This window comes from Luteibacter sahnii, from assembly GCF_034063545.1.
In the GTDB taxonomy this organism is placed as follows: Bacteria; Pseudomonadota; Gammaproteobacteria; order Xanthomonadales; family Rhodanobacteraceae; genus Luteibacter; species Luteibacter sahnii.
Genome location: NZ_JAQLOK010000001.1, coordinates 357,591 through 377,039 on the forward strand (window position 1 = coordinate 357,591; position 19,449 = coordinate 377,039).

Annotated in this window: 15 protein-coding genes; 8 read left to right on the forward strand and 7 right to left on the reverse strand. The window is 68.5% G+C overall.

Going from position 1 to position 19,449, the window contains the following annotated elements; genetic code table 11:
- The first annotated feature begins 22 nt into the window (after positions 1-22).
- Positions 23-3,556: a hybrid sensor histidine kinase/response regulator gene (locus PI246_RS01670; protein ID WP_320549549.1), complete on the forward strand. Its 3,534-nt coding sequence runs from the start codon at positions 23-25 to the stop codon at positions 3,554-3,556.
- Here PI246_RS01670 and lptG read toward each other — a convergent pair.
- Positions 3,500-4,597 carry an LPS export ABC transporter permease LptG gene (gene lptG, locus PI246_RS01675; RefSeq protein ID WP_320549550.1) on the reverse strand — a complete coding sequence of 366 codons (1,098 nt, stop codon included), beginning with the start codon at positions 4,595-4,597 and terminating at the stop codon, positions 3,500-3,502. The genes PI246_RS01670 and lptG overlap by 57 nt on opposite strands.
- On the reverse strand, positions 4,594-5,700 hold the full coding sequence (gene lptF, locus PI246_RS01680) for an LPS export ABC transporter permease LptF (RefSeq protein WP_320549551.1): 1,107 nt from the start codon (positions 5,698-5,700) through the stop codon (positions 4,594-4,596). The genes lptG and lptF overlap by 4 nt, the downstream gene beginning before the upstream one ends.
- Before the next feature lie 97 nt (positions 5,701-5,797).
- Here lptF and PI246_RS01685 point away from each other — a divergent pair, with 97 nt between their 5' ends.
- From PI246_RS01685 to PI246_RS01700, 4 genes are all read left to right on the forward strand, one after another.
- A complete protein-coding gene (locus tag PI246_RS01685) occupies positions 5,798-7,288 on the forward strand; it encodes a leucyl aminopeptidase (protein WP_320549552.1) in 1,491 nt (496 codons plus the stop codon).
- Between the two features lie 10 nt (positions 7,289-7,298).
- The gene (locus PI246_RS01690) at positions 7,299-7,721 is read left to right on the forward strand and encodes a DNA polymerase III subunit chi (RefSeq protein WP_320549553.1); all 423 of its coding nucleotides are present in this window, start codon (positions 7,299-7,301) and stop codon (positions 7,719-7,721) included.
- A gap of 235 nt (positions 7,722-7,956) precedes the next feature.
- Positions 7,957-8,712, forward strand: a complete 756-nt coding sequence (locus PI246_RS01695; protein WP_320549554.1) for a hypothetical protein — start codon at positions 7,957-7,959, stop codon at positions 8,710-8,712.
- A gap of 23 nt (positions 8,713-8,735) precedes the next feature.
- Complete coding sequence (locus PI246_RS01700) at positions 8,736-9,620, forward strand: EamA family transporter (RefSeq protein WP_320549555.1); 885 nt, start codon at positions 8,736-8,738, stop codon at positions 9,618-9,620.
- A 109-nt stretch (positions 9,621-9,729) separates the two neighbouring features.
- Here the strand turns inward: PI246_RS01700 and PI246_RS01705 are convergent, their stop codons facing one another.
- Positions 9,730-12,486 carry a valine--tRNA ligase gene (locus PI246_RS01705; protein ID WP_320549556.1) on the reverse strand — a complete coding sequence of 919 codons (2,757 nt, stop codon included), beginning with the start codon at positions 12,484-12,486 and terminating at the stop codon, positions 9,730-9,732.
- 81 nt (positions 12,487-12,567) lie between these two features.
- On the opposite strand from PI246_RS01705, the gene PI246_RS01710 reads away from it, so the two are divergent.
- The 3 genes from PI246_RS01710 (at position 12,568) to tsaB (ending at position 16,622) form a co-directional block, all read left to right on the forward strand.
- Positions 12,568-14,490, forward strand: coding sequence for an ATP-dependent DNA helicase (locus tag PI246_RS01710; protein WP_320549557.1), 1,923 nt, complete (start codon positions 12,568-12,570; stop codon positions 14,488-14,490).
- 129 nt (positions 14,491-14,619) lie between these two features.
- Positions 14,620-15,936: a cell envelope integrity protein CreD gene (gene creD, locus PI246_RS01715; RefSeq protein WP_320549558.1), complete on the forward strand. Its 1,317-nt coding sequence runs from the start codon at positions 14,620-14,622 to the stop codon at positions 15,934-15,936.
- Entirely contained in the window at positions 15,933-16,622 is a 690-nt protein-coding gene (gene tsaB, locus PI246_RS01720; RefSeq protein WP_320549559.1) for a tRNA (adenosine(37)-N6)-threonylcarbamoyltransferase complex dimerization subunit type 1 TsaB, read from the forward strand. The genes creD and tsaB overlap by 4 nt, the downstream gene beginning before the upstream one ends.
- Before the next feature lie 20 nt (positions 16,623-16,642).
- On the opposite strand, the gene PI246_RS01725 is transcribed toward tsaB, so the two are convergent.
- Genes PI246_RS01725 through PI246_RS01740 form a run of 4 tightly spaced genes read right to left on the reverse strand, consistent with a single transcriptional unit; the run spans position 16,643 to position 19,437 of the window.
- On the reverse strand, positions 16,643-17,854 hold the full coding sequence (locus PI246_RS01725; RefSeq protein ID WP_320549560.1) for a DegT/DnrJ/EryC1/StrS family aminotransferase: 1,212 nt from the start codon (positions 17,852-17,854) through the stop codon (positions 16,643-16,645).
- Positions 17,838-18,236, reverse strand: coding sequence for a DMT family transporter (locus PI246_RS01730; RefSeq protein WP_320549561.1), 399 nt, complete (start codon positions 18,234-18,236; stop codon positions 17,838-17,840). The genes PI246_RS01725 and PI246_RS01730 overlap by 17 nt, the downstream gene beginning before the upstream one ends.
- Complete coding sequence (locus tag PI246_RS01735) at positions 18,233-18,592, reverse strand: EamA family transporter (protein WP_320549562.1); 360 nt, start codon at positions 18,590-18,592, stop codon at positions 18,233-18,235. Before PI246_RS01735 ends, PI246_RS01730 begins: the two co-directional genes overlap by 4 nt.
- 5 nt (positions 18,593-18,597) lie before the next feature.
- Entirely contained in the window at positions 18,598-19,437 is an 840-nt protein-coding gene (locus tag PI246_RS01740) for an alpha/beta hydrolase (protein WP_320549563.1), read from the reverse strand.
- Positions 19,438-19,449 lie beyond the last annotated feature (12 nt).

Consider the following 19,449-nt stretch of genomic DNA (forward strand, 5'->3'; position numbering starts at 1 on the left):
GGATCGATTGGAAGCAGGCGTCATGCAATTCACGCACACGGCGAGATGGATGCTCGCGCTGGTCGCCGCCCTTCTCGCGGCGTCCGTCAGGGCCGGGGCACCGCAGCCGCCCGTGCCCACCCCCCAGTTCCGCAGTTACAGCCAGCTCGACGGCCTGCCCAGCAGCAACGTGCAGGCGGTGGCACAGGATTCCCGGGGATTTCTCTGGGTCGCCACGCCCGCCGGCCTTGCCCGTTTCGATGGCGCGGAGTTCACCTTGCCGGGCGTCGGCACCGATGGGCGCCACCCGTTGCTCCTGAACGGCATCACCGCGATGGCCGTCGACCACGACGACCGGATATGGATCGGCGGCAGTGACATCGGCGTGGCGCGTTTCGATGTCGATAGCGGGCACTTCGTGCAATGGCGCGATGGGCTGTCCGACGACGACGTCCGCGCCATCGCGCAGTCCCGCGACGGCAGTGTGTGGGTCGGCACCGCATCCGGGCTCGATCGCATCCTTCCCGACGGCAGCGTCGAGCGGATGGCGACCGGAGCGGACGCGCCAGGGGTGGCGGTGCATGCACTGCACGCGACGGATGACGGCCAGTTATGGATCGGCGACGACCGCGGCGTGATGGTCATCGACGCGCGGCGGCGATTCGAACGCATCCCGTTCGTCGATGCGACGCCGCGCGTACGCCACGTCGGTGGCCGGTCCGACGACCTGCTGTTCTCCACCGACCGCGGCGTCTACCGGCTCGGCGGCGACGGACGGCTGCATCGCGATACGCGCCTGCCGGCGGTACTGACCTACGCCACCTTGAACGACAGCCACGGCAACCTGTGGGTGGCCCATCTGGACGGTCTCTCGCTGCTCGACCGGTACGGGCGATTGCACGACGTACGGGGCGCGTGGGTGGCGTCCAGGGGCATGCCGGGGCGCAATGTGCGAAGCCTGGTCGAGGACGCCGAACACGGCGTCTGGTTCGGTCTTGCCGATGGCGGCCTGGCCTACCTGGGTCCCGGATGGGATGACTTCAGCCGCTTCACCCACGTCGCCACGGACGCCGACAGCCTGCCCGCGCGCGCCGTGACCGCCGTGGCGGCGAAAGGCGACGCGGCGTTGTGGGTGGGGGGATACCGTGGCTGGATCCGTGCCTTCGACCCCGCGACGGGCAAGGCGTCCGCAGGGTTCGACGTCGGGCCGGCGCGCATCCAGTCCCTGCTTGAGGTCGCCGGCCAGCTGTTCATCGGCACGGTCGACGGGCTGTCGGTGCGCTCGCGCGGCCGGACGCACGCCGTTGCCCGCGAACGCCTGCGGCGTCCGGTCACCATGATGGTACGGGACGGTGCGACGGGGCTCTACGTCGCGGCGCATGGCCAGGGCCTCTTCCGGCTCGACGCCCGCAGCCACGCGATCGCCGAGATCCCGTTCGAGTCGCCCTGCCGCGGCATGACCGATACCCGCCAGATGGATCTCGTGCATGGCGAGCTCTGGCAGGCCAGCGTGGCGGGCCTGGCCCGACTCGACGCGTCCCGCCGTACGATGCGCCGCGTGGAGGGCGTGGCGGCCGGCAGGATCAACGCCTTCGAACCCGATGACGAAGGTTTCTGGGTGGTCCGTCCGGATGTCCTGGAGCATTACGCATGGGACGGACGCGCCGCCTCGCTCGACCGCAGCTTCGGCGGTGGCGACGGCTTTCCCACCAACGACATCCTCAATATCCGGCGCGATCTCGCCGGGCGCCTCTGGCTCTACGGGCAGACCGGCGTCTGGCGCTTCGACCCGGCGCACGCATCGTTCCGCCGCTTCGGATTGGCCGACGGCCTATCCAACGGCGAGTTTACCCACCCCGTCACGGTGCAATTGGCCGACGGCAGCATGTACGGCGCCACCTTGGGCGGGCTGGTCGGCTTTCGGCCGGATCACCAGCGCGATCACACCCATCGCCCCTCGCCCGCCGTGCTTGGGGCCACCGTCTCGCGGGAGGGGCGCCGTGAGGCCTTGCCGATCGAGGACGGCCTGCTGCGCATCGGCTGGAACGACCGCGACCTGGAAATCCGCGCGCGGGCGCTGTCGTTCGTCGACCCCGACGATCACCGCCTTCGGGTGACCCTGGAACGAGACGGCGACGCGATCCAGGCCGTGACCGGGCGCGCCGGCGACTATCGGCCGGGCCCACTCGCTCCCGGTCGCTATCGGCTGGTGTTCGTGGGCATGCCGCGCGAACCCGCCGCCGTGTCCTCGGTGCCGCTGGACATCCGCGTCGACGCCCCGCCGTGGATGCGCTGGTGGGCGTGGATGGCATACGCCGGTGCTGTCGCGGTGGCGGCCGGTGCGGGCGTGCGCCGCACACGTCGGCGGGTCCGGCAGGCGATGCGGTTGCGGCTGGCCGAGCAGGAGCGGCAGCTGGCCGAGCAGGCCAATGCGGCGAAGACGGAGTTCATGGCGACACTCGGTCACGAGATACGTACGCCGATGACCGGCGTGCTCGGCATGGCCGAACTGATCGCCCAGACGCCGCTCGACCCGACGCAACGCACCTATGTGGAAGCGGTCCGGCGTTCGGGCGCGACGCTGTTGCGGCTGATCAACGACGCGCTGGACATCAGTCGCATCGAGTCGCGTCAACTGGTGCTGGAAAACGAGGTGGTGCCGGTCAGGACGCTCGCCGACGAGGTGGTGGCGCTGGCTGGCGGCACCGCGCGAGCCAAGCAACTCGCGTTGACCGCGGCCGTCGATGCCGACGTGCCCGAGGCCGTGGTTGGCGACACCGTGCGGTTGCGCCAGATCCTGCAGAATCTGGTGAACAACGCAGTGAAATTCACCGAGCGAGGGGCCGTCTCGCTGCACGTGGGATGGATTGACGACCACCTGGTGGCCACCGTGAGGGACACCGGCCCCGGCATGTCCGGTGAATTGCTGGGTCGGCTGTTTTCTCGCTTTTCCCAGGGCGGCTCTCCCCAGCGCGCCGAGGGCTCGGGCTTGGGTCTCGCCATCTGCCATGAGCTATGTGCGCTCATGGGAGGCAGTGTGACGGTGGACAGCCGGCCGGGTCACGGCAGCGTGTTCGTCGTGCGACTTCCCTTGGCGCCGAGCGTCGCGGAACGCGGTGTACCGACACCGGCACCGGTCGGGGGTGTCAGGTGCCGGCGGCTTCTCGTGGTCGAGGACGATCCCATGATCGCCGAGGTCATGCTCGGCCTGCTCCGCCAGCGGGGACATGAGGTGACGATGGTCGGCGATGGACTGAGCGCCATGTCGGCGTTATCGCAGGCGTCGTTCGATGTGTTGCTGCTCGACCTCGACCTTCCGATGGTGAGCGGCTTTCAGGTCGCCCGCATGGTGCGGCGCATCGCCCACCTTGACGCCATGCCGATCGTGGCCGTGACGGCGCGCTCGGCCGGCGACGAGAATGCCGCGGTGCGCGAGGCGGGCATGGACGGCCTGGTTCGCAAGCCCATGACCGGCGCCGACCTCGACGCCGTGCTGGACACGGTTTCGCGGTCGGCCGCGCTAGCCGAAGCGCCTGAAATAGGCGAGGGCGCCGACGACCAGCAACGTCGTGGGTAGCAGGTTCGCCAGCAGGGGCGACAACCCGTAGACGGTGCCGAAGTTGACCATCGCACCCTGGAGGAAATACCAGCCGATCGCCAGGATCACGCCGATGAAGAGGCGCTTGCCGAAGCCGCCCGAGCGCAGCGAACCGAACGCGAACGGCATGGCGCACAGCACCAGAACCAGGGTGTTGATGGCGAACAGGGCGCGCCCCCAGAAAGCGACCGCGTAGGCCCCCGGGTTTTGTCCGTTGGCTTCGAGGTAGCGCATGTTGCGGCGCAGGTCGGCCATCGAGAGGTATTCGGGGTGGATCACCGACTGCTCGAGCACGTGGGGATTCAGCCGCGATGCCCAGGTCTGCGTGGGCTGCTGCGACGAATGCGTGCCCTTGTCGTCGAGCGTGGTGGTGCGCACGTTGGACATCACCCACTTGTTGCCGTCGTGGATGGCGCTGTCGCCGTGGGAGAACTCCTGCACCTGGCCGTCGGGCGTGAAGGTGAAGACACGCACATCGACCAGCTTCACCGTGGTGTGGTCGCCATCCTGCACGGCGATGGCCGACTTGGCGTTGATGATCTTGCCCGCGTCGCGCGCCCACAGCCCGCTGCTGGTGGCGCCGAGGTTGCTCGAACGCATGCGCACCTGGATGGCCTGGGCGTGCTGGTCGCCATAGGGCGCCGCGGTTTCGCCCATCACCACCACGCCGAGGGTCAACACGGCGATGACGCCGGCGGCCGACGCGGCGATGCGCAGCTTGGACATGCCCGCGGCGCGCAGCGCGGTGAGCTCGCCGGTGGCGGCCAGGCCGCCCAGGCCGAGCAGGCCGCCGATCAGGGCGGCGTTGCTGAACATCTGGTAGAGCCGGCGCGGCACCGTCAGCATGATGTAGGCGATGGCGTCGTAGAGCGTGAAGCCGTTCTTGCCGATGTTGCCGAGCTGGCGCACGAACTGGGTGAGGGCGTCGAAGCCGGTCAGCACCAGCCATACGAGCAGCAGCGTGCCCAGCACGCTCATGCCGATCAGCCGGTCGGCGCGCTTGATCGTCAGGGCGCTCACGCGGCGGCTCCCTTGACCCGACGCGCGGTGTTCTGCCGCCAGAAGAACCAGACCGCCACGGCGAAGACGATCGCGTGGAGGATCCAGATCGGGATCGAGGTGTGAAGGTGCTCCTTGATGATCTGGGCACGGGCGATCAGCTGCCAGATCACGTAGATGAAGTAGGCCAGCACCGCGATGAGCAGGCGGCCGTAACGCGCGTCGCGAGGCGCCTGCCGGGACATCGGCAGCACCATCATCATCAGCACCACCGTGCTCACCGGGGCGGCGAAGCGCGACACGAGTTCGCCGAGCGAATCGGCGTCGCGGGCCTTGAACAGGTCGAGCGTGGTGGACTCGTGCGCCGGATCGGTGTCGCTGTCGTCGTCGGTGATGCTCGACAGCGAGGCGTCGTTGCGTTCGTACTTCATGCGGCGCCAGTTGTCCGAGCCCAGCGGAATCTCGAACTGCCAGCCGTCGTAGAGGGCCAGGAAGCGGTTCTGGCCGTCGCTCTCCTGGTACATGCGGCCGCTCTTGGCGTTGACCACGCGCACCTGCACGTTGCCGGCGGAATCGGTGTGGTCGGAGGCCAGGAAGGTCTTGCCCAGGACCGTGCCGTCGCGGCTCAGGCTGTCAACGAAGATGATGCCGCCCTTGCCGGGGAGTTCGGTGAATCGGCCCGCGTCGAGACCGGCGGCGATCACCGATTTGTTGGCGGCGGCGATGACCTGGTCGGCGGTACGCGCCGAGAGCGGGCCCAGCCACAGGGCCACCGTGCCCACCACGAGGGTGGCGATCACGGTGAGGATGGCCACCGGCCGCAGCATGCCCCGCGGCCCCATGCCCGAGGAGGCGAGTACGTGCATCTCGCTCTCGCGGTACATGCGGCCCAGGGCGATGAGCGTGCCCAGGAACGCCGACATGGGCAGCAGGGTAGAGAGGAGGTCGACCATCTGCAGGCCGAGCACCTCGAACATCACGCTGGGCTGGATGCTACCGTTGGCGACCTTCTGCAGCACGGTGGCGAAGGCGCCGCCGGCGAAGATGACCAGCAGCACCACGGCCGTCGCGATGACGCCATAGGCAAGTTCACGCAGGAAATAGCGGTCTAGGATGCTGAGCATTTGGTAGAATTGGCGGTTCGTGCCGCGTCAGTCCTGGCCGGCAATCCTTAAGTCTAGCCTGTCCGGGCCCCGGCGGGCTTTCGCAGGGCAGTTAGCTATGACGGTTCAGTTCAGCCTCGGTTCCAACGCTCCCGAATCGACCGCCACCCCGGTGGCCGTGGTCGGCGTCTACGAGAACGGTATCCTGACCAGCGCCGCCGCGCGCATCGACACCGCCGCCGGCGGGGCGATCAAGCGACTGGTCGAAGCCGGCGACGTCACCGGCAAACCGGGCAACGTGGTGACCCTCCTGCAGCCGTCCGGCGTGGCCGCGGCCCGCGTGCTCATCGTGGGCCTGGGCGCGCAGAAGGGCTTCGATGCCGGCCGTTACCAGCGGGTCACCCTCGAGGCGGCGCGCGCCATCGGTCGACTCCCGGTCACCGAGGCCACCAGCTGGCTGACCGAGATCGACGTCCCCGGCCGCGACGCGGCCTGGCGCGTCCGTGTCGGCGCCCTGGCGATCGACCACGCCGCCTACCGCTACACCGCCACGGTCAAGCCGCGCGACAAGGCCCCGCCCGAACTCGCCTCGGTCACCCTCGTCGCCCCCGCCGACGCGGAGCCGGGCCTCGTCCAGGCCCGTGCCATCGCCGAAGGCGTGCGCTTCGCCCGCGAGCTGGCCAACCTGCCGCCAAACATCTGCAACCCCGGCTACATCGCCGACCAGGCCCGCGCCTTCGCCGACGCCAACGAGGGCGTGACCTGCGAGGTGCTCGAGCGCACCGACATGGAACGCGAGGGCTTCGGTTCGCTGCTCGCCGTGGCCCGCGGTTCGGCGAACCCGCCGCGCCTCGTCGTGCTGCAGTGGAACGGTGGCAAGGAGGGCGAGCGCCCCTACGCCTTCGTCGGCAAGGGCATCACCTTCGACACCGGCGGCATCAGCCTGAAGCCGGGCCCGGGCATGGAAGAAATGAAGTTCGACATGGGCGGCGCCGCGGGTGTACTCGGTTCCTTCGTTGCCGCCGTGCGCCTGAAGCTGCCGGTCAACCTGGTCTGCGTCGTGCCGGCCGTGGAAAACATGCCCGACGGCGATGCCTACCGCCCGGGCGACGTGCTCACCAGCCTCGCCGGCATCACCATCGAAGTGCTCAACACCGACGCGGAGGGGCGCCTGATCCTCTGCGATGCGCTCACCTACACCGGCAAGCGCTTCGACCCGCACACGATCATCGACGCCGCCACCCTCACCGGTGCCTGCGTGGTCGCCCTGGGCAAGCACGCCAGTGGCCTGATGACCAAGGACGACACCCTCTCCGCCGAGCTGCTCGCAGCCGGCGACAGCACGCTCGACCGCGCATGGCGCCTGCCTCTGTGGGACGACTACCAGGGCCAGCTCGACTCGGTGTTCGCCGACGTCGCGAACATCGGCGGCAAGTACGCCGGCGCCATCACCGCGGGCTGCTTCCTCGCCCGCTTCACCGAAGGCCGCCGCTGGGCCCACCTCGACATCGCCGGCACGGCTTGGGACGAAGGCCGCAAGGGCCTCGCCACCGGCCGCCCGGTGCCGCTGTTGACGCAGTGGCTGCTCGATCGCGTGGCCGCCGGTTGATCGTCCGCCCATGCCGCGCGCCGACTTCTACCTGATCGACAAGCCGCGGTTCCGTGACGATCCGCTGCTCCTGGTCTGCGAACTCGCCAAACGCGCGTTCGCGGCCCAGCAGCCTACGCTGATCCTCACCCGCGACTTCGAGCAGGCCGAGGCCATCGACGAGCGCCTGTGGGATTTCGACGAAGACGCCTACATCCCGCACCAGCTGGCGGGCGATGACGACGACGGCAACGTCGCCGTCCTCATCGTCCCGCCCGGCGTGGACACCGCCGACCGCCCGATGGTGATCAACCTGCGCGACGTCTGCGCGCCGGGCCGCTACGACCGCGTGCTTGAAGTGGTGGCCGCCGATCCGGCCGAGCGCGAGGGTTCGCGCACGCGTTGGACGGAATACAAGCGCGGTGGTTTCGAAGTGAACAAGCACGACATGTAGCCTCGCTTCCGTCCGTGCGTGACGCGCGCCCGGGCTGCCTCCGTTGACGCGAAACGAAAGCGTGCGCCGCCGCCGGATGGTCGAGGCGATAGAGGCCCCCTTTACCCTGGGCGCCCCTCATTGGAATGGCAATGATGAGTTGTTTCTCATGGCAACTCGTGATTGTCTTCGGAGGCCCCATCCCCTGAGAGCCGCGTCGGCGCGTGGACTCTGCCGAATTCACGCAGGCGGATTTGTGCCGAACGCGGTCGGTGGGAAAGATGGCCCCCGTTGTCATCCAATGGCTGGGGAGAAATACGTGAAGCAAGGGTTCGATCTTTCGCGTCATGTCCGCGAATACCATTACGATTTCGTCACCGTCATCGACGAGGTGATGAGTCCGCAGCAGTGCGGTGTATTGCGATCGCGCATCGAAAGGCTCATTGCGGAGGGGCACGTCAAGTTGGTCGATCACGTGGGGCTCGGCAACACGGCCGTGTCCGATGAAGGGGGGCGTTACCTGCACCATATGTTCGAAGGCGAAGACGTCCGACGCTTTCTTCCGGAACTGACGGCGGTCTATCACGCCGCGCTCCCGCTCGTTTCGGCCGTGACCTCCCAGGATGTCGTCGTATCGCCGTATCCTCGGTCTGACGTGAACATCAAGGTCTATCCCCCGGGTGGCGGTACCTTGGGAGAGCACTACGATACGAACGGCATCACCGTGCTCTTATTCCTGACGACCAACCGCGAGGCGCCGTTGCGCATGCAGGTGCCCCGTTCCCATCCCTCCCGGGGACGATGGACCGAGCGGCGGGACATCCACGCGACGGAGGGTTCGCTCCTGGTCATGAAGGGGCGCGAGGTGTTGCACGACTGCGAGCCGACGATTCGGGAAAGGAAGATATCCGTCGTGCTCAATTATTACGTTCGCGGCGATACATGGCGGCACGCCGCGTTCGACGACTTCGTTTACGACGGCGTCGCGCCCCCGGCGGAACAGAGCGCATGAGATGGCCTCATCTTTTTCTGGGCGTGCTCGTCACCGTCATCTGGGGAAGCAACTTTTCGGTCATCGAAGTGGGCTTGCGCGACCTGGACCCGTTTCTTCTCACAGGTTTGCGCTTCACCCTCACGGCGTTTCCCCTTGTGTTCGTCCTGCGCCGGCCGCGCGACGTGCCGCTCATGGCCTTGGCCGGTTACGGCGTGGTCTTTGGCGCGGGGCTCTGGTGGGTCGTCAATCTGGCGATGGCCAAGGGCATGTCACCGGGCATGTCCTCGTTGGTGTTGCAATTCAGCGCGTTCTTCACCGTGCTGGCCAGCGCGATATTCCTGCGTGAACGCATGAAGGTAGCGCAAGTCGTCGGCATGCTGCTTGCCGGGTCGGGACTGTGCGTCGTTATCACGAACACACCGGGTACGGCGACGACGACAGGCGTCGCGCTCGTGCTGCTCGCCGCGTGTGCGTGGACGGTTTGCAACCTCATCGTCAAGCGCTATCGGCCCGCCGACATGATGGCGTTCGTCGTATGGTCGAGCCTGTTTTCGGCGCCCGTCCTGCTTGGCCTGGCGTTTGTCGACAGGGGTTCGGCACCGTTCGTGCACCTGGTGCGTGACGTGAGCTGGACTGCCGTGGGTTCGGTGCTGTTTCAGGCCTACGTGACCACCGTGTTTGGCTACATGGTGTGGAACAACCTGATGAAGACCTATCCGGCGGCCATGGTGGCACCGTTGTCGCTGATCGTTCCGATATCCGGGATGGCTACGTCTTACCTGGCGTTCGATGAGCGTTTTTCGGCAGGCGTCTGGCTTGGGGTGCTCGTGATGTTGCTGGGTATCGGCGTGTTTGTGTGCGCGCCTTGCGTGCGATGGCAAAGGATGGCCGGTCGAGGCGCCGTGCCTCCACCGTCATCCGGTTGATGCCAGGCTCCTCGGTGGCGAAAAGCGTCCCGGCGACGGGGCGTGCCACCGGGGAACCCGCACCGGTCGGCACGCTTTACGCCCCTTGCGCCAACGCGGCGTCGCGACATCAACCGCCCAGCTTGCGCGCCTGCTCCCGCATCGCATCCGCCTGGCGGGTCCAGTCGGCGATGCGCTGGCGCTCCTGCTCCACGACCTCGGCCGGCGCGTTGGCGACGAAGTTGGCATTGCCGAGCTTCGCTTCGCACTTGCGTATTTCCGTCTCGACGCGGGTGATCTCCTTCGCGAGGCGGGCCTTCTCCGCGTCGAGGTCGATCAGACCCTCCAGGGGAATCAGTACACGCATGCCGCCGACCACCGCGACGGCGGCGGCCGGCTCATCGCCGTCGATCCACGTCGGCGTGTCGACACGGCCGAGGAACGCCACCTGCGCAGCGAACTTGGTCGCGCGGGCGCGATCGGAGGCGTCGCCGTCGGCGAAGAACAGCGGGATGACCTTGCCCGGCGCGATGTTCATTTCCGAACGGATGCGGCGGACGCCGGTCAGAACGTCCTTCACCCACTCGATCTCGGCGGTGGCGGCGGCATCGGCCGTGATGTCCTCGGCGTCGGGATAAGGCCGCAGCATCAGCGTGTCGCCCTCGATGCCCAGCACCGGGCGCACGTTCTGCCAGATCTCTTCGGTGACGAACGGGATCAGCGGATGCAGCGCGCGCAGCAGGGTTTCGAGCACGTGGACGAGCGTGTAGCGCGTCGAGGCGATGGCCCCGGCGTCGCCGCCGTTGAGCGCAGGCTTGGAGAGCTCCAGGAACCAGTCGCAGAATTCGTTCCAGGTGAACTCGTAGAGCGCCTGGGCGACGAGGTCGAAACGGTAGGCCGCGAGTTGCTCCTTTACGGTCGCCAGCGTGTCGCGCAGTCGGGTGAGGATCCAGCGCTCGGCTTCCGTCGACGGCGCCACGGGCGCGACGGGGCCTTCGCCGAGGTTCATCAGGACGAACCGCGAGGCGTTCCACAGCTTGTTGACGAAGGCCTTGTAGCCGCCGCAACGCTCCAGGTCGAACTTGATGTCGCGGCCGTGGGTGGCGAGCGAGGCGAAGGTGAAGCGCAGCGCGTCGGCACCGAAGGCGGGAATGCCCTCGGCGAATTCCTTGCGGGTGGCCTTGTCGATCTTTTCGGCCATTTTCGGCTGCATCAGGCCGCGGGTGCGCTTGGCCAGCAGGTCGTCGAGCGTGATGCCGTCGATAAGGTCGAGCGGGTCGAGCACGTTGCCCTTGGATTTGGACATCTTCTGGCCGTCCTTGTCGCGGATCAGCCCCGTGACGTAGACGTCCTTGAACGGCACCTCGCCGGTGAAGTGATCGGTCATCATGATCATCCGGGCGACCCAGAAGAAGATGATGTCGAACCCGGTGACCAGCACGTTGGTGGGCAGGTAGCGGTCGAAGCCGCGCTCGGCCTGCGCCTGCGGATCGGGCCAGCCGAGGGTGGAGTGGCTCCACAGCGCCGAGGAGAACCAGGTTTCGAGCACGTCGTCGTCGCGGCGCAGCGCACCGGTGTAGCCGCGCGAGGCGGCGATCGACTGCGCCTCGGCCTCGTCGTGGGCCACCACGATGCCGCCGTCGTCGGCATACCACGCGGGGATGCGATGGCCCCAGGTGAGCTGCCGGCTGATGCACCAGTCCTGGATGTTGCCCAGCCAGTGGCGGTAGGTGTTGATCCAGTTCTCGGGGACGAACTTCACCTTGCCCTGTTCGACGAGTTCCATGCCGCGCGCGGCCAGCGTGTCCATCTTCACGAACCACTGCCAGGTGAGGTAGGGCTCGATGACCTGGCCGGTGCGGTCGCCGCGCGGCACCTGCAGCTTGTGCTTTTTGGTTTCGACGAGCAGGCCTTCGGCCTCCAGGTCGGCGAGCACCGCCTTGCGCGCCACGTAGCGATCCATGCCCCGATACTTCGCGGGCGCGGCGTCGTTGATGGCGGCGTCGTCGGTCAGGATGTTGATCAGCGGCAGCTGGTGGCGCAGGCCGATCGCGTAGTCGTTGAAATCGTGCGCGGGGGTTATCTTCACGCAGCCCGTGCCGAAATCCTTCTCGACGTAGTCGTCGGCGATGATCGGAATCTCGCGGTCGGAGAGCGGCAGCCTGAGCATGCGGCCCACCAGGTGCGCGTAGCGCTCGTCCTCGGGGTGCACGGCGACGGCGACGTCGCCGAGCATGGTTTCCGGACGCGTCGTGGCGACGACGAGTTCGCCCGACCCGTCGGCCAGCGGGTAGCGGATCGACCAGAGCGAGCCGTCCTCTTCGTCGCTGACCACTTCCAGGTCGGAGATCGCGGTCTTCAGCACCGGATCCCAGTTGACCAGCTTCTGGCCGCGGTAGATGAGGCCCTCGTCGTGCAGGCGCACGAAGGTTTCGACGACCGCCCGGGACGGGCCGTCGTCCATCGTGAACACCTCGCGGCTCCAGTCGCCCGAGACACCCATGCGACGCATCTGCCGGCCGATGGTGCCACCGGATTCCTTCTTCCACGCCCATACGCGCTCGATGAACGCATCGCGGCTGACATCGGCGCGCTGCGTGCCCTCGGCGTTGAGCTGGCGGGTGACGACCATCTCGGTGGCGATACCCGCGTGATCGGTGCCCAGCTGCCACAGCGTGTCGAAGCCGCGCATGCGGTGGTAGCGCACCAGCGTATCCATGATGGTGTGCTGGAACGCGTGGCCCATGTGCAGGGTGCCCGTGACGTTGGGCGGCGGCAGCATGATCGTGTAGGGCGTGCCCTTGCCGGATGGCTTGAAGTAACCGTTGGCTTCCCAGTGGGCGTACCACTTCGACTCGATCTGGCTGGGCTCGAAACTCTTGTCCATGCGGTGGGCTCTCGGCGCGCGGCCCTGGGTGGGCGCGGATTGGCAGGCGAAAAGAGGATCATTGTAGGCGATACTGGCCGGATGACTGAACACGAAGTGGCCGCGATCCTCGGCGCGGAGGGCCCGTTCGCCAGCGACGTCCCGGGTTTCGCGCCGCGCGAGGCCCAGCAGCGCATGGCGTCGGCGGTGGCCGGGGCCATCGACGAGCGCGACCTGCTTATCGCCGAGGCGGGCACCGGAACCGGCAAGACCTTCGCCTACCTCGTGCCTGCCCTGGTGTCGGGGCGCAAGGTGATCGTTTCCACCGGCACCAAGGCCCTGCAGGACCAGCTCTTCTTCCGCGACCTGCCGCGGGTGCGCTCGGTGCTCGGCAGTCGGGCGAAGCTGAGCCTGCTCAAGGGGCGGTCGAACTACCTGTGCCTGCACCGCCTGGACCAGGCCGTGCGCGAGGGTACGCCCGATCGCCGCGTGGCGGGCCAGCTGTCCGCGATCCGGCTCTGGGCCACGCGCACGCGGCGCGGCGACCGGTCCGAGATGGCCGAGATTCCCGAGGATTCCCCGCTATGGCCGCGCGTCACCTCCACGCCGGAGAACTGCCTGGGCGTGGAATGCGCGTTCTTCGACGACTGTCATGTGGTGAAGGCCCGCCGCGACGCGATGGAGGCCGACCTGGTGGTGGTCAACCACCACCTCCTCATGGCCGACCTGGCCCTCAAGCAGGAAGGTTTCGGCGAGATCCTGCCGGGTGCCGATGCCTTCATCCTCGACGAGGCGCACCAGATTCCCGAACTGGCCGGCCAGTTCTTCTCGCAGAGCGTGAGCGCTCGCCAGCTGACCGACCTGGGTCACGACGCCCTGGCCGAGGCGCAGGGTGTCACCGGTGCGATGAGCCAGTTGCTGGAGCCGGTGGAGGCGCTGGGTGATACCGTCAAGCGGCTGCGCCTCGCGATGGCGACCTTGCCCGAGCGTGGGCCGTTCGGGGCGTTCGATCGCGCCGCCGCCGCCCACGAGGGCCTGACCGAACTGCGCGAGGTGATGGCCGCGCTGGCCGACCTGCTCTGCGGCCTGGGCGAGCGATCGCGCGGCCTGGCCAACGTGCATGAGCGCGCGCAGATGCTGAGCCTTCGGCTGGATCGCATCGCTGAAGAGCATTCGGCCGCCGACGTTCGCTGGTACGAGGTCTCGCCGCGAGGATTCTCACTCCACGCCACGCCGCTCGACCTCGCCTCGCCGTTGCGGGCGATGCGGTTGTCCACCAATGCGGCGTGGATCCACACCTCGGCCACGTTGTCCATCGCCGGCGATTTCTCCCATTTCGCCCGTCAACTGGGCATCGACGATCCACGAACGCTGCACGTCGAAAGCCCCTTCGATTACCGCAGACAGGCGCTGGCCTACCTGCCCAAGGATCTCCCCGAACCCTCGGCCCGCGATTACACCGACAAGGTGATCGCCGCCGTGCGTCCGGTGCTGGAGGCGTCGGGCGGGCGCGCCTTCCTGCTGTTCACCTCGCATCGCGCCTTGCGCCGCGCCGCCGAGCTGCTGGAAGGTCGCTCGCCGTGGCCGCTGTTCGTGCAGGGCACCGCGCCGCGTCATCGCCTGCTGGAAGACTTTCGCGCCAGCGGCAACGGCGTGCTGCTGGGTGCGGCGAGTTTCTGGGAAGGCGTCGACGTGGCCGGCGACGCGCTCAGCGTGGTGGTGATCGACAAACTGCCCTTCGCCATGCCCGACGATCCGGTATTGCAGGCGCGCCTGGAAGCCCTCGAAGAGGCCGGCATCAATCCCTTCATGGGCTGGCAGGTGCCCACGGCCGTCATCGCGCTCAAGCAAGGTGCCGGCCGGTTGATTCGCGACGTGCACGATCGCGGCGTGCTCGTGCTGTGCGATCCGCGCCTGTCCACGAAGGGCTACGGCCGGCTGTTCCTGGCGAGCCTGCCGCCGATGCCGCGCACGCGCGAGCTCACCGACGCCGTCGCGTTCCTGGCGGACAACGACGCCGCCTGAAGCCTTTCGATCGGCCGATGACGCCCCGGATTTGCCACACCCGTGGCCCGGGGGCGTCCGGCGAGGCTCACATGCTCCGCGGTGATCCCCTTACGAAGGACCCGCCCGATGACACGCTGGATGCAATCCATGACCGCCAAGGTGCTTGGCGTCGGCCTGCTCGCCCTGATCATGATGATTCCGCTCGCCCAATCGAACGGCCTGGTGCGCGAGCGCGAGCTCATGCGGGCCGCGGCCGCCGAGCGCGTGGCCGACGGCTGGGGCGGCCCGCAGACGATCGGTGGCTTTGCCCTGGCCGTTCCCACCCGTGGCGAAGAGCGTGACCACGACGGCCGACTCGTCGCCACCCGCGAGGGCACGGCCATCGTACTGGCCGACGAGCAGGTCACGGTGGCCGACCTGGCGGTGGACCAGCGCCGCTTCGGGATGTATGCGGTGCCGGTCTATACCGGGGACGTGACGATCCGTGGCCGCCTCCTTCCGTCCGACGTGCGACGCTTCGCGGCGGCGTCGACCACGCGCTGGGATCCGTCGCGGGCCGAAGTGCGCGTGTTGCTCGCCGACACGCGGGGATTGCAGGGCGTCACCTCGTTCACGGTGGACGGCCGCACGGCCACGCTTGCCTCGTCGACCGCACGGATGGGGCCGTACACGGTGCTCGCGGCGCCGTTGCCGATCGACCCCGCGCGCGACACGCCGGTGGACGTGGCGCTCACGCTGCGCATCGCCGGCACCGAGGCGTTTTCGGTCCTGCCACTGGCGCGGTCGACCAGCGTGCGCATCCGCTCGCCCTGGCCGGCCCCCAGCTTCGTCGGCGCGCTGCTGCCGGGCACGCGGCATGTCAGCGCACAGGGTTTCGATGCCTCCTGGCAGGTGTTCGATCTCAATCGGGCGTATGGACAGCAATGGGACGCGGCGGACGACGACGTGGCGCAGCGGCTGGACGCGTCGGCGTTTGGCGTGAAGCTCTACCAGCCCGGCAGCGTGTACCAGAAAAACGACCGCGCCGGTAAGTACGGCCTGCTGTTCATCGCCTTGACGTTCGTGGCGTTCTTCCTGTTCGAGGTGCTCAAGGGGTTGCGCCTGCACCCGGTGCAATACCTGCTCGTGGGAGCGGCGATGGCCAGCTTCTACGTGCTGCTGCTGGCGCTGTCCGAGCAGATCGGTTTCGGTCCGGCTTACGCGATCGCCGCGTCGACCGTGGTGCTGATCGTGGCCGGCTACGCCATGGCCGTGCTCCGCGCACGGCGCGCGGGTGCGGTGCTGGGCGGCGTCCTGGGCCTGGTTTACGCGATACTCTACGGCCTGATCGGCGCGGAACAGTACGCGCTGCTCATCGGTTCGGTGGTGCTGGTCGCGCTCGTCGCGCTGCTCATGTACCTCACCCGCCGCATCGACTGGTACGCCTATGGCGTGCCTCCCCTCACGACGCCGGATACGCCATGAACTTCCTCGCCATCGAAACCTCCACGGAAGCCTGCTCGGTCGCGCTCGTCCACGGCGACCAGGTGATCGAGCGCAGCGAGATCGCGCCGCGCCGCCACGCCGAACTGGTGCTGCCGATGGCCGATGCGTTGCTTGCCGAGGCCGGTCTCGGTCGCGCCGCGCTGCAAGGCATCGCGGTGGGCCGGGGGCCGGGTGCCTTCACCGGCGTGCGCCTGGGCATCTCGCTGGCCCAGGGCATGGCCATGGCGCTCGACGTGCCGGTCGTGACGGTGTCCTCGCTCCAGGCGCTCGCGCTGGAGGCGCCGGAGGACGATGCCGCGATCCTGTCGGTGACCGACGCGCGCATGGGCGAGATCTACGTCGCCGCGTGGAAGCGCGAGACCGACGGCAGCGTGTCGCTCATCGACCGCGAGCGCGTGGACACGGCGGCGGCCCTTCGCGTGCCCGATGCCGCGGCATGGCACGTGGTGGGCAGCGGTTGGGCCACGTACGAGGCCGTGCTTCGCGAGCGCCTGCCGGGTGCGATCCGCTCCGCCGACGGCCTGCGCTATCCGCAGGCACGGCATGTGGCCGAGATCGCCGCGAAGGGATTCCGCGAGGGCGCGGCGGTGGCGCCGGAGCTCGCGCTGCCGGTCTACCTGCGCGACAAGGTCGCGCTCACCCTCGTGGAGCAGGGCAAGGCCTGAGCCGTCGCTGGCGGGCGCGGCTAACGGGAGACGATCACCGCTTCGATCACGGCGCAGACGTGTTCGAATGCCTCGTCGTCGAGCCACGGGCTGTTGCTGATGGTGAGCGTGCGCGCGGCGAAATCGTGGGCGTGGGGCACGTCGTCCGCACCTTCGAGCGGCCCGAGGTAGTCGTAGCCCGGCAGCGCGTGGATGAACATGCGCGCGACGCCGTGACGCGACGTCCAGAGGCGGTCGAGCATCGCGTCGCGCGACGCCTCGTCGGGCACGCGCAGCATCAGGTACGGCCAGGTGCCGCCCGCGTCGTCGAACACGTGCACGCCCGGTATCCCCCGCAGGCGGGGCAGGCGTGCCCGGGCCTGGGCCGTGGTGGTGGCGATGAACGGGCCGAGCCGGGGAAACGCCCTCGCGCCTACCGCGCGGCGCCAGCGGCCCACGCGATGCAGGGGGAAATCCACGTCGAAGTGTTCGCCCGCCGCACCGAGCAGGTCGCCCTCGTTCAGCGCCTTGCGTACGCCGTTGCCATAGGCGAGCGCCATGCCCGCCGGCCGGTAAAGCGCCATGTAGCCGGCCAGTTCCAGCGAGCGGCGCAGTTCCCATCCCGGGTGCCAGCGTGCGATGCGTTTCGCCGTCCGCCGGAAACGTGCCCGCCAGGCCTCGTCCTGCGCCACCAGCAGCCCGCCTTCGAAGATCGACAGGCCCTTGCCGGCCGCGAGGCTGAAGAAGCCGATATCGCCGTGGGTGCCGGCGGGCCGACCGTCGAGTCGGGCACCAAGCGCCTGGGCTGCGTCTTCGATGGTGAGAGCGCCCACCGCGTGGGCGATGGCGTTGGCACAGGCCACGTCGGCCACGCGTCCGCCCAGGTGGGTGGGCACCACGGCCAGCGTGCGCTCGCCGCAGGCCTCGGCCAGGCGCGCGGGGTCCATGTCGAAGTGGCCCGGACGCAGGTCGACCAGGCGAGGCACCAGGCCCGCGCGGCGCACGGCGAGCGGCACCAGGGGACAGGTGAAGGCGGGAATGGCCACCTCGCGGCGCGAGGGTGCCTGTTCCGCCAGGGCGGTCAGTGCCACGGTGAGCGCCGCGGTGCCGGAACACGCCAGTTGCACCTCGTCCACGCCGAGAAAATGCGCGACCTGGGCCGTCAGCGGCGCGCGGACATCCCCGGCCAGATCCCGTGCATGCAGCGGCAGGCCTGCGGTGGGCGGTGCTTCGCGCTCAGGTCGTAACCGCATCGGAGGTCGCCTCTTCGCCGCTTTCGGCGAACGCCAGGCAGACGATGCCGGCGACGATCGCCGCCGCGCCGAGGATCTGCGTGGGCGTTACCGGCTCGGCGAACACCCACCAGGACAGCAGCATCACGCTCACCACCTCCAGGTGCGAGGCGGCGAAGGCCGGGCCGATCGGCGCGTGCTTGAGCAGGCTCATCCAGGTGACGAAGGCGCCGATGTAGCCGACCACCGCACCGTAGATCCAGGGGTGGGAAAACACGCGGGCGATCCAGGCGGTGCTCATTTCCACCGGCAGCGCATGGTTGCCGGCCATCTTGAAGCAGACCAGGTTCAGCGTGTCGAAGGCCAGCAGCAGCGCGAAGCCCACCAGGTAAAACCGCTTCATGCGCCGATCCCAACCACCGCCACGCCGACGGCAACCAGCAGGATGCCGGTGACACGCAGCGGGCTCAGTCGCTCACGGAAGAGGAACCGCCCCGCGATCATGATCGCGATGATGTTGATCGAGCCCAGCAGCACGCCCTCGGACAGCGGCACCAGCGACAGGAACGCGATCCACACAAGAAACTCGGCCACGTAGCAACCGATGCCGACCCAGATCCAGGGGCGGGCAAGCATGTATTTCCAGCGCGCCAGCCCATCGCCCGCCCGCTCGTCGCCGGCGGCCGCCTTGAAGGCGAGCTGGCCGCCGGTGTCGAGCACGATGTTGGCGATCCACAACGCTACCGTGAGGCCGTTCATGCCACTCAGGCAGCCATGCGGGTGGGGCGCGCGTCGCGGGCGATACGGCCGAAGAAGTCCGCCGTGCGTTCGATCAGCATGCGCCGTTCGCGATCGATGGTGATCATGTGGTAGCTGTCGCCGAGCAGCAGCATCTCGATCGGGCCGCTCACGTTGCGCGCGACCAGGTCGGCGTTGGCGACGCTGGCGATGTCGTCCTCGACGGCGTGGGCCACGAAGCAGGGCGCCACGACGTTGGCCAGGCGGCGGCGCACGTCGCGGGCCAGCCACATCATTTCGGCCACGGCGAACCAGGGGTTGCCCGGCAGGCCGGCGCTCTTCGCGTCGCCCGAATGCATCGCCGAGCTCACCTGCGCGCGCAGGCGCTCGTCACGGATACCGTACGGCGGCTGCTCGATGAAGCTGCGCTTGCGACCGATGCCCAGGCGCTTGAGGATCGGCAGCAGGAAGTTGAATCGGCGCTCGATCCAAGGCATCGACCAGCCGTCGTAGCGGAACGTGGCACCGAATACGCCGACACCGTCGACCCATTCCGGGCGGACGGCCGCCAGGCGCAAGGCGAGCACCGCACCCATCGACAGCCCGGCCACGAATAGCCGGTCGACGCGCCCGCGCAGCTGCTCGGCGGCGCGCTCGACGCTGTCGTACCAGTCTTGCCAGGAGGTGGCGACCAGGTCTTCCTCGGTACCGCAATGGCCGGCCAACTGCACGCCGACCACGGTGAAGCCTGCCCGGTTGAGGCCCTTGCCGACAAGGCGCATCTCGGTCGGGGTGCCGGTCAGCCCATGGATGAGCAGGACGCCATCGCGTCCGCCTTCGAAGTGGAATTCCGCCGTATCGCTCACGTGGTCGGTCTC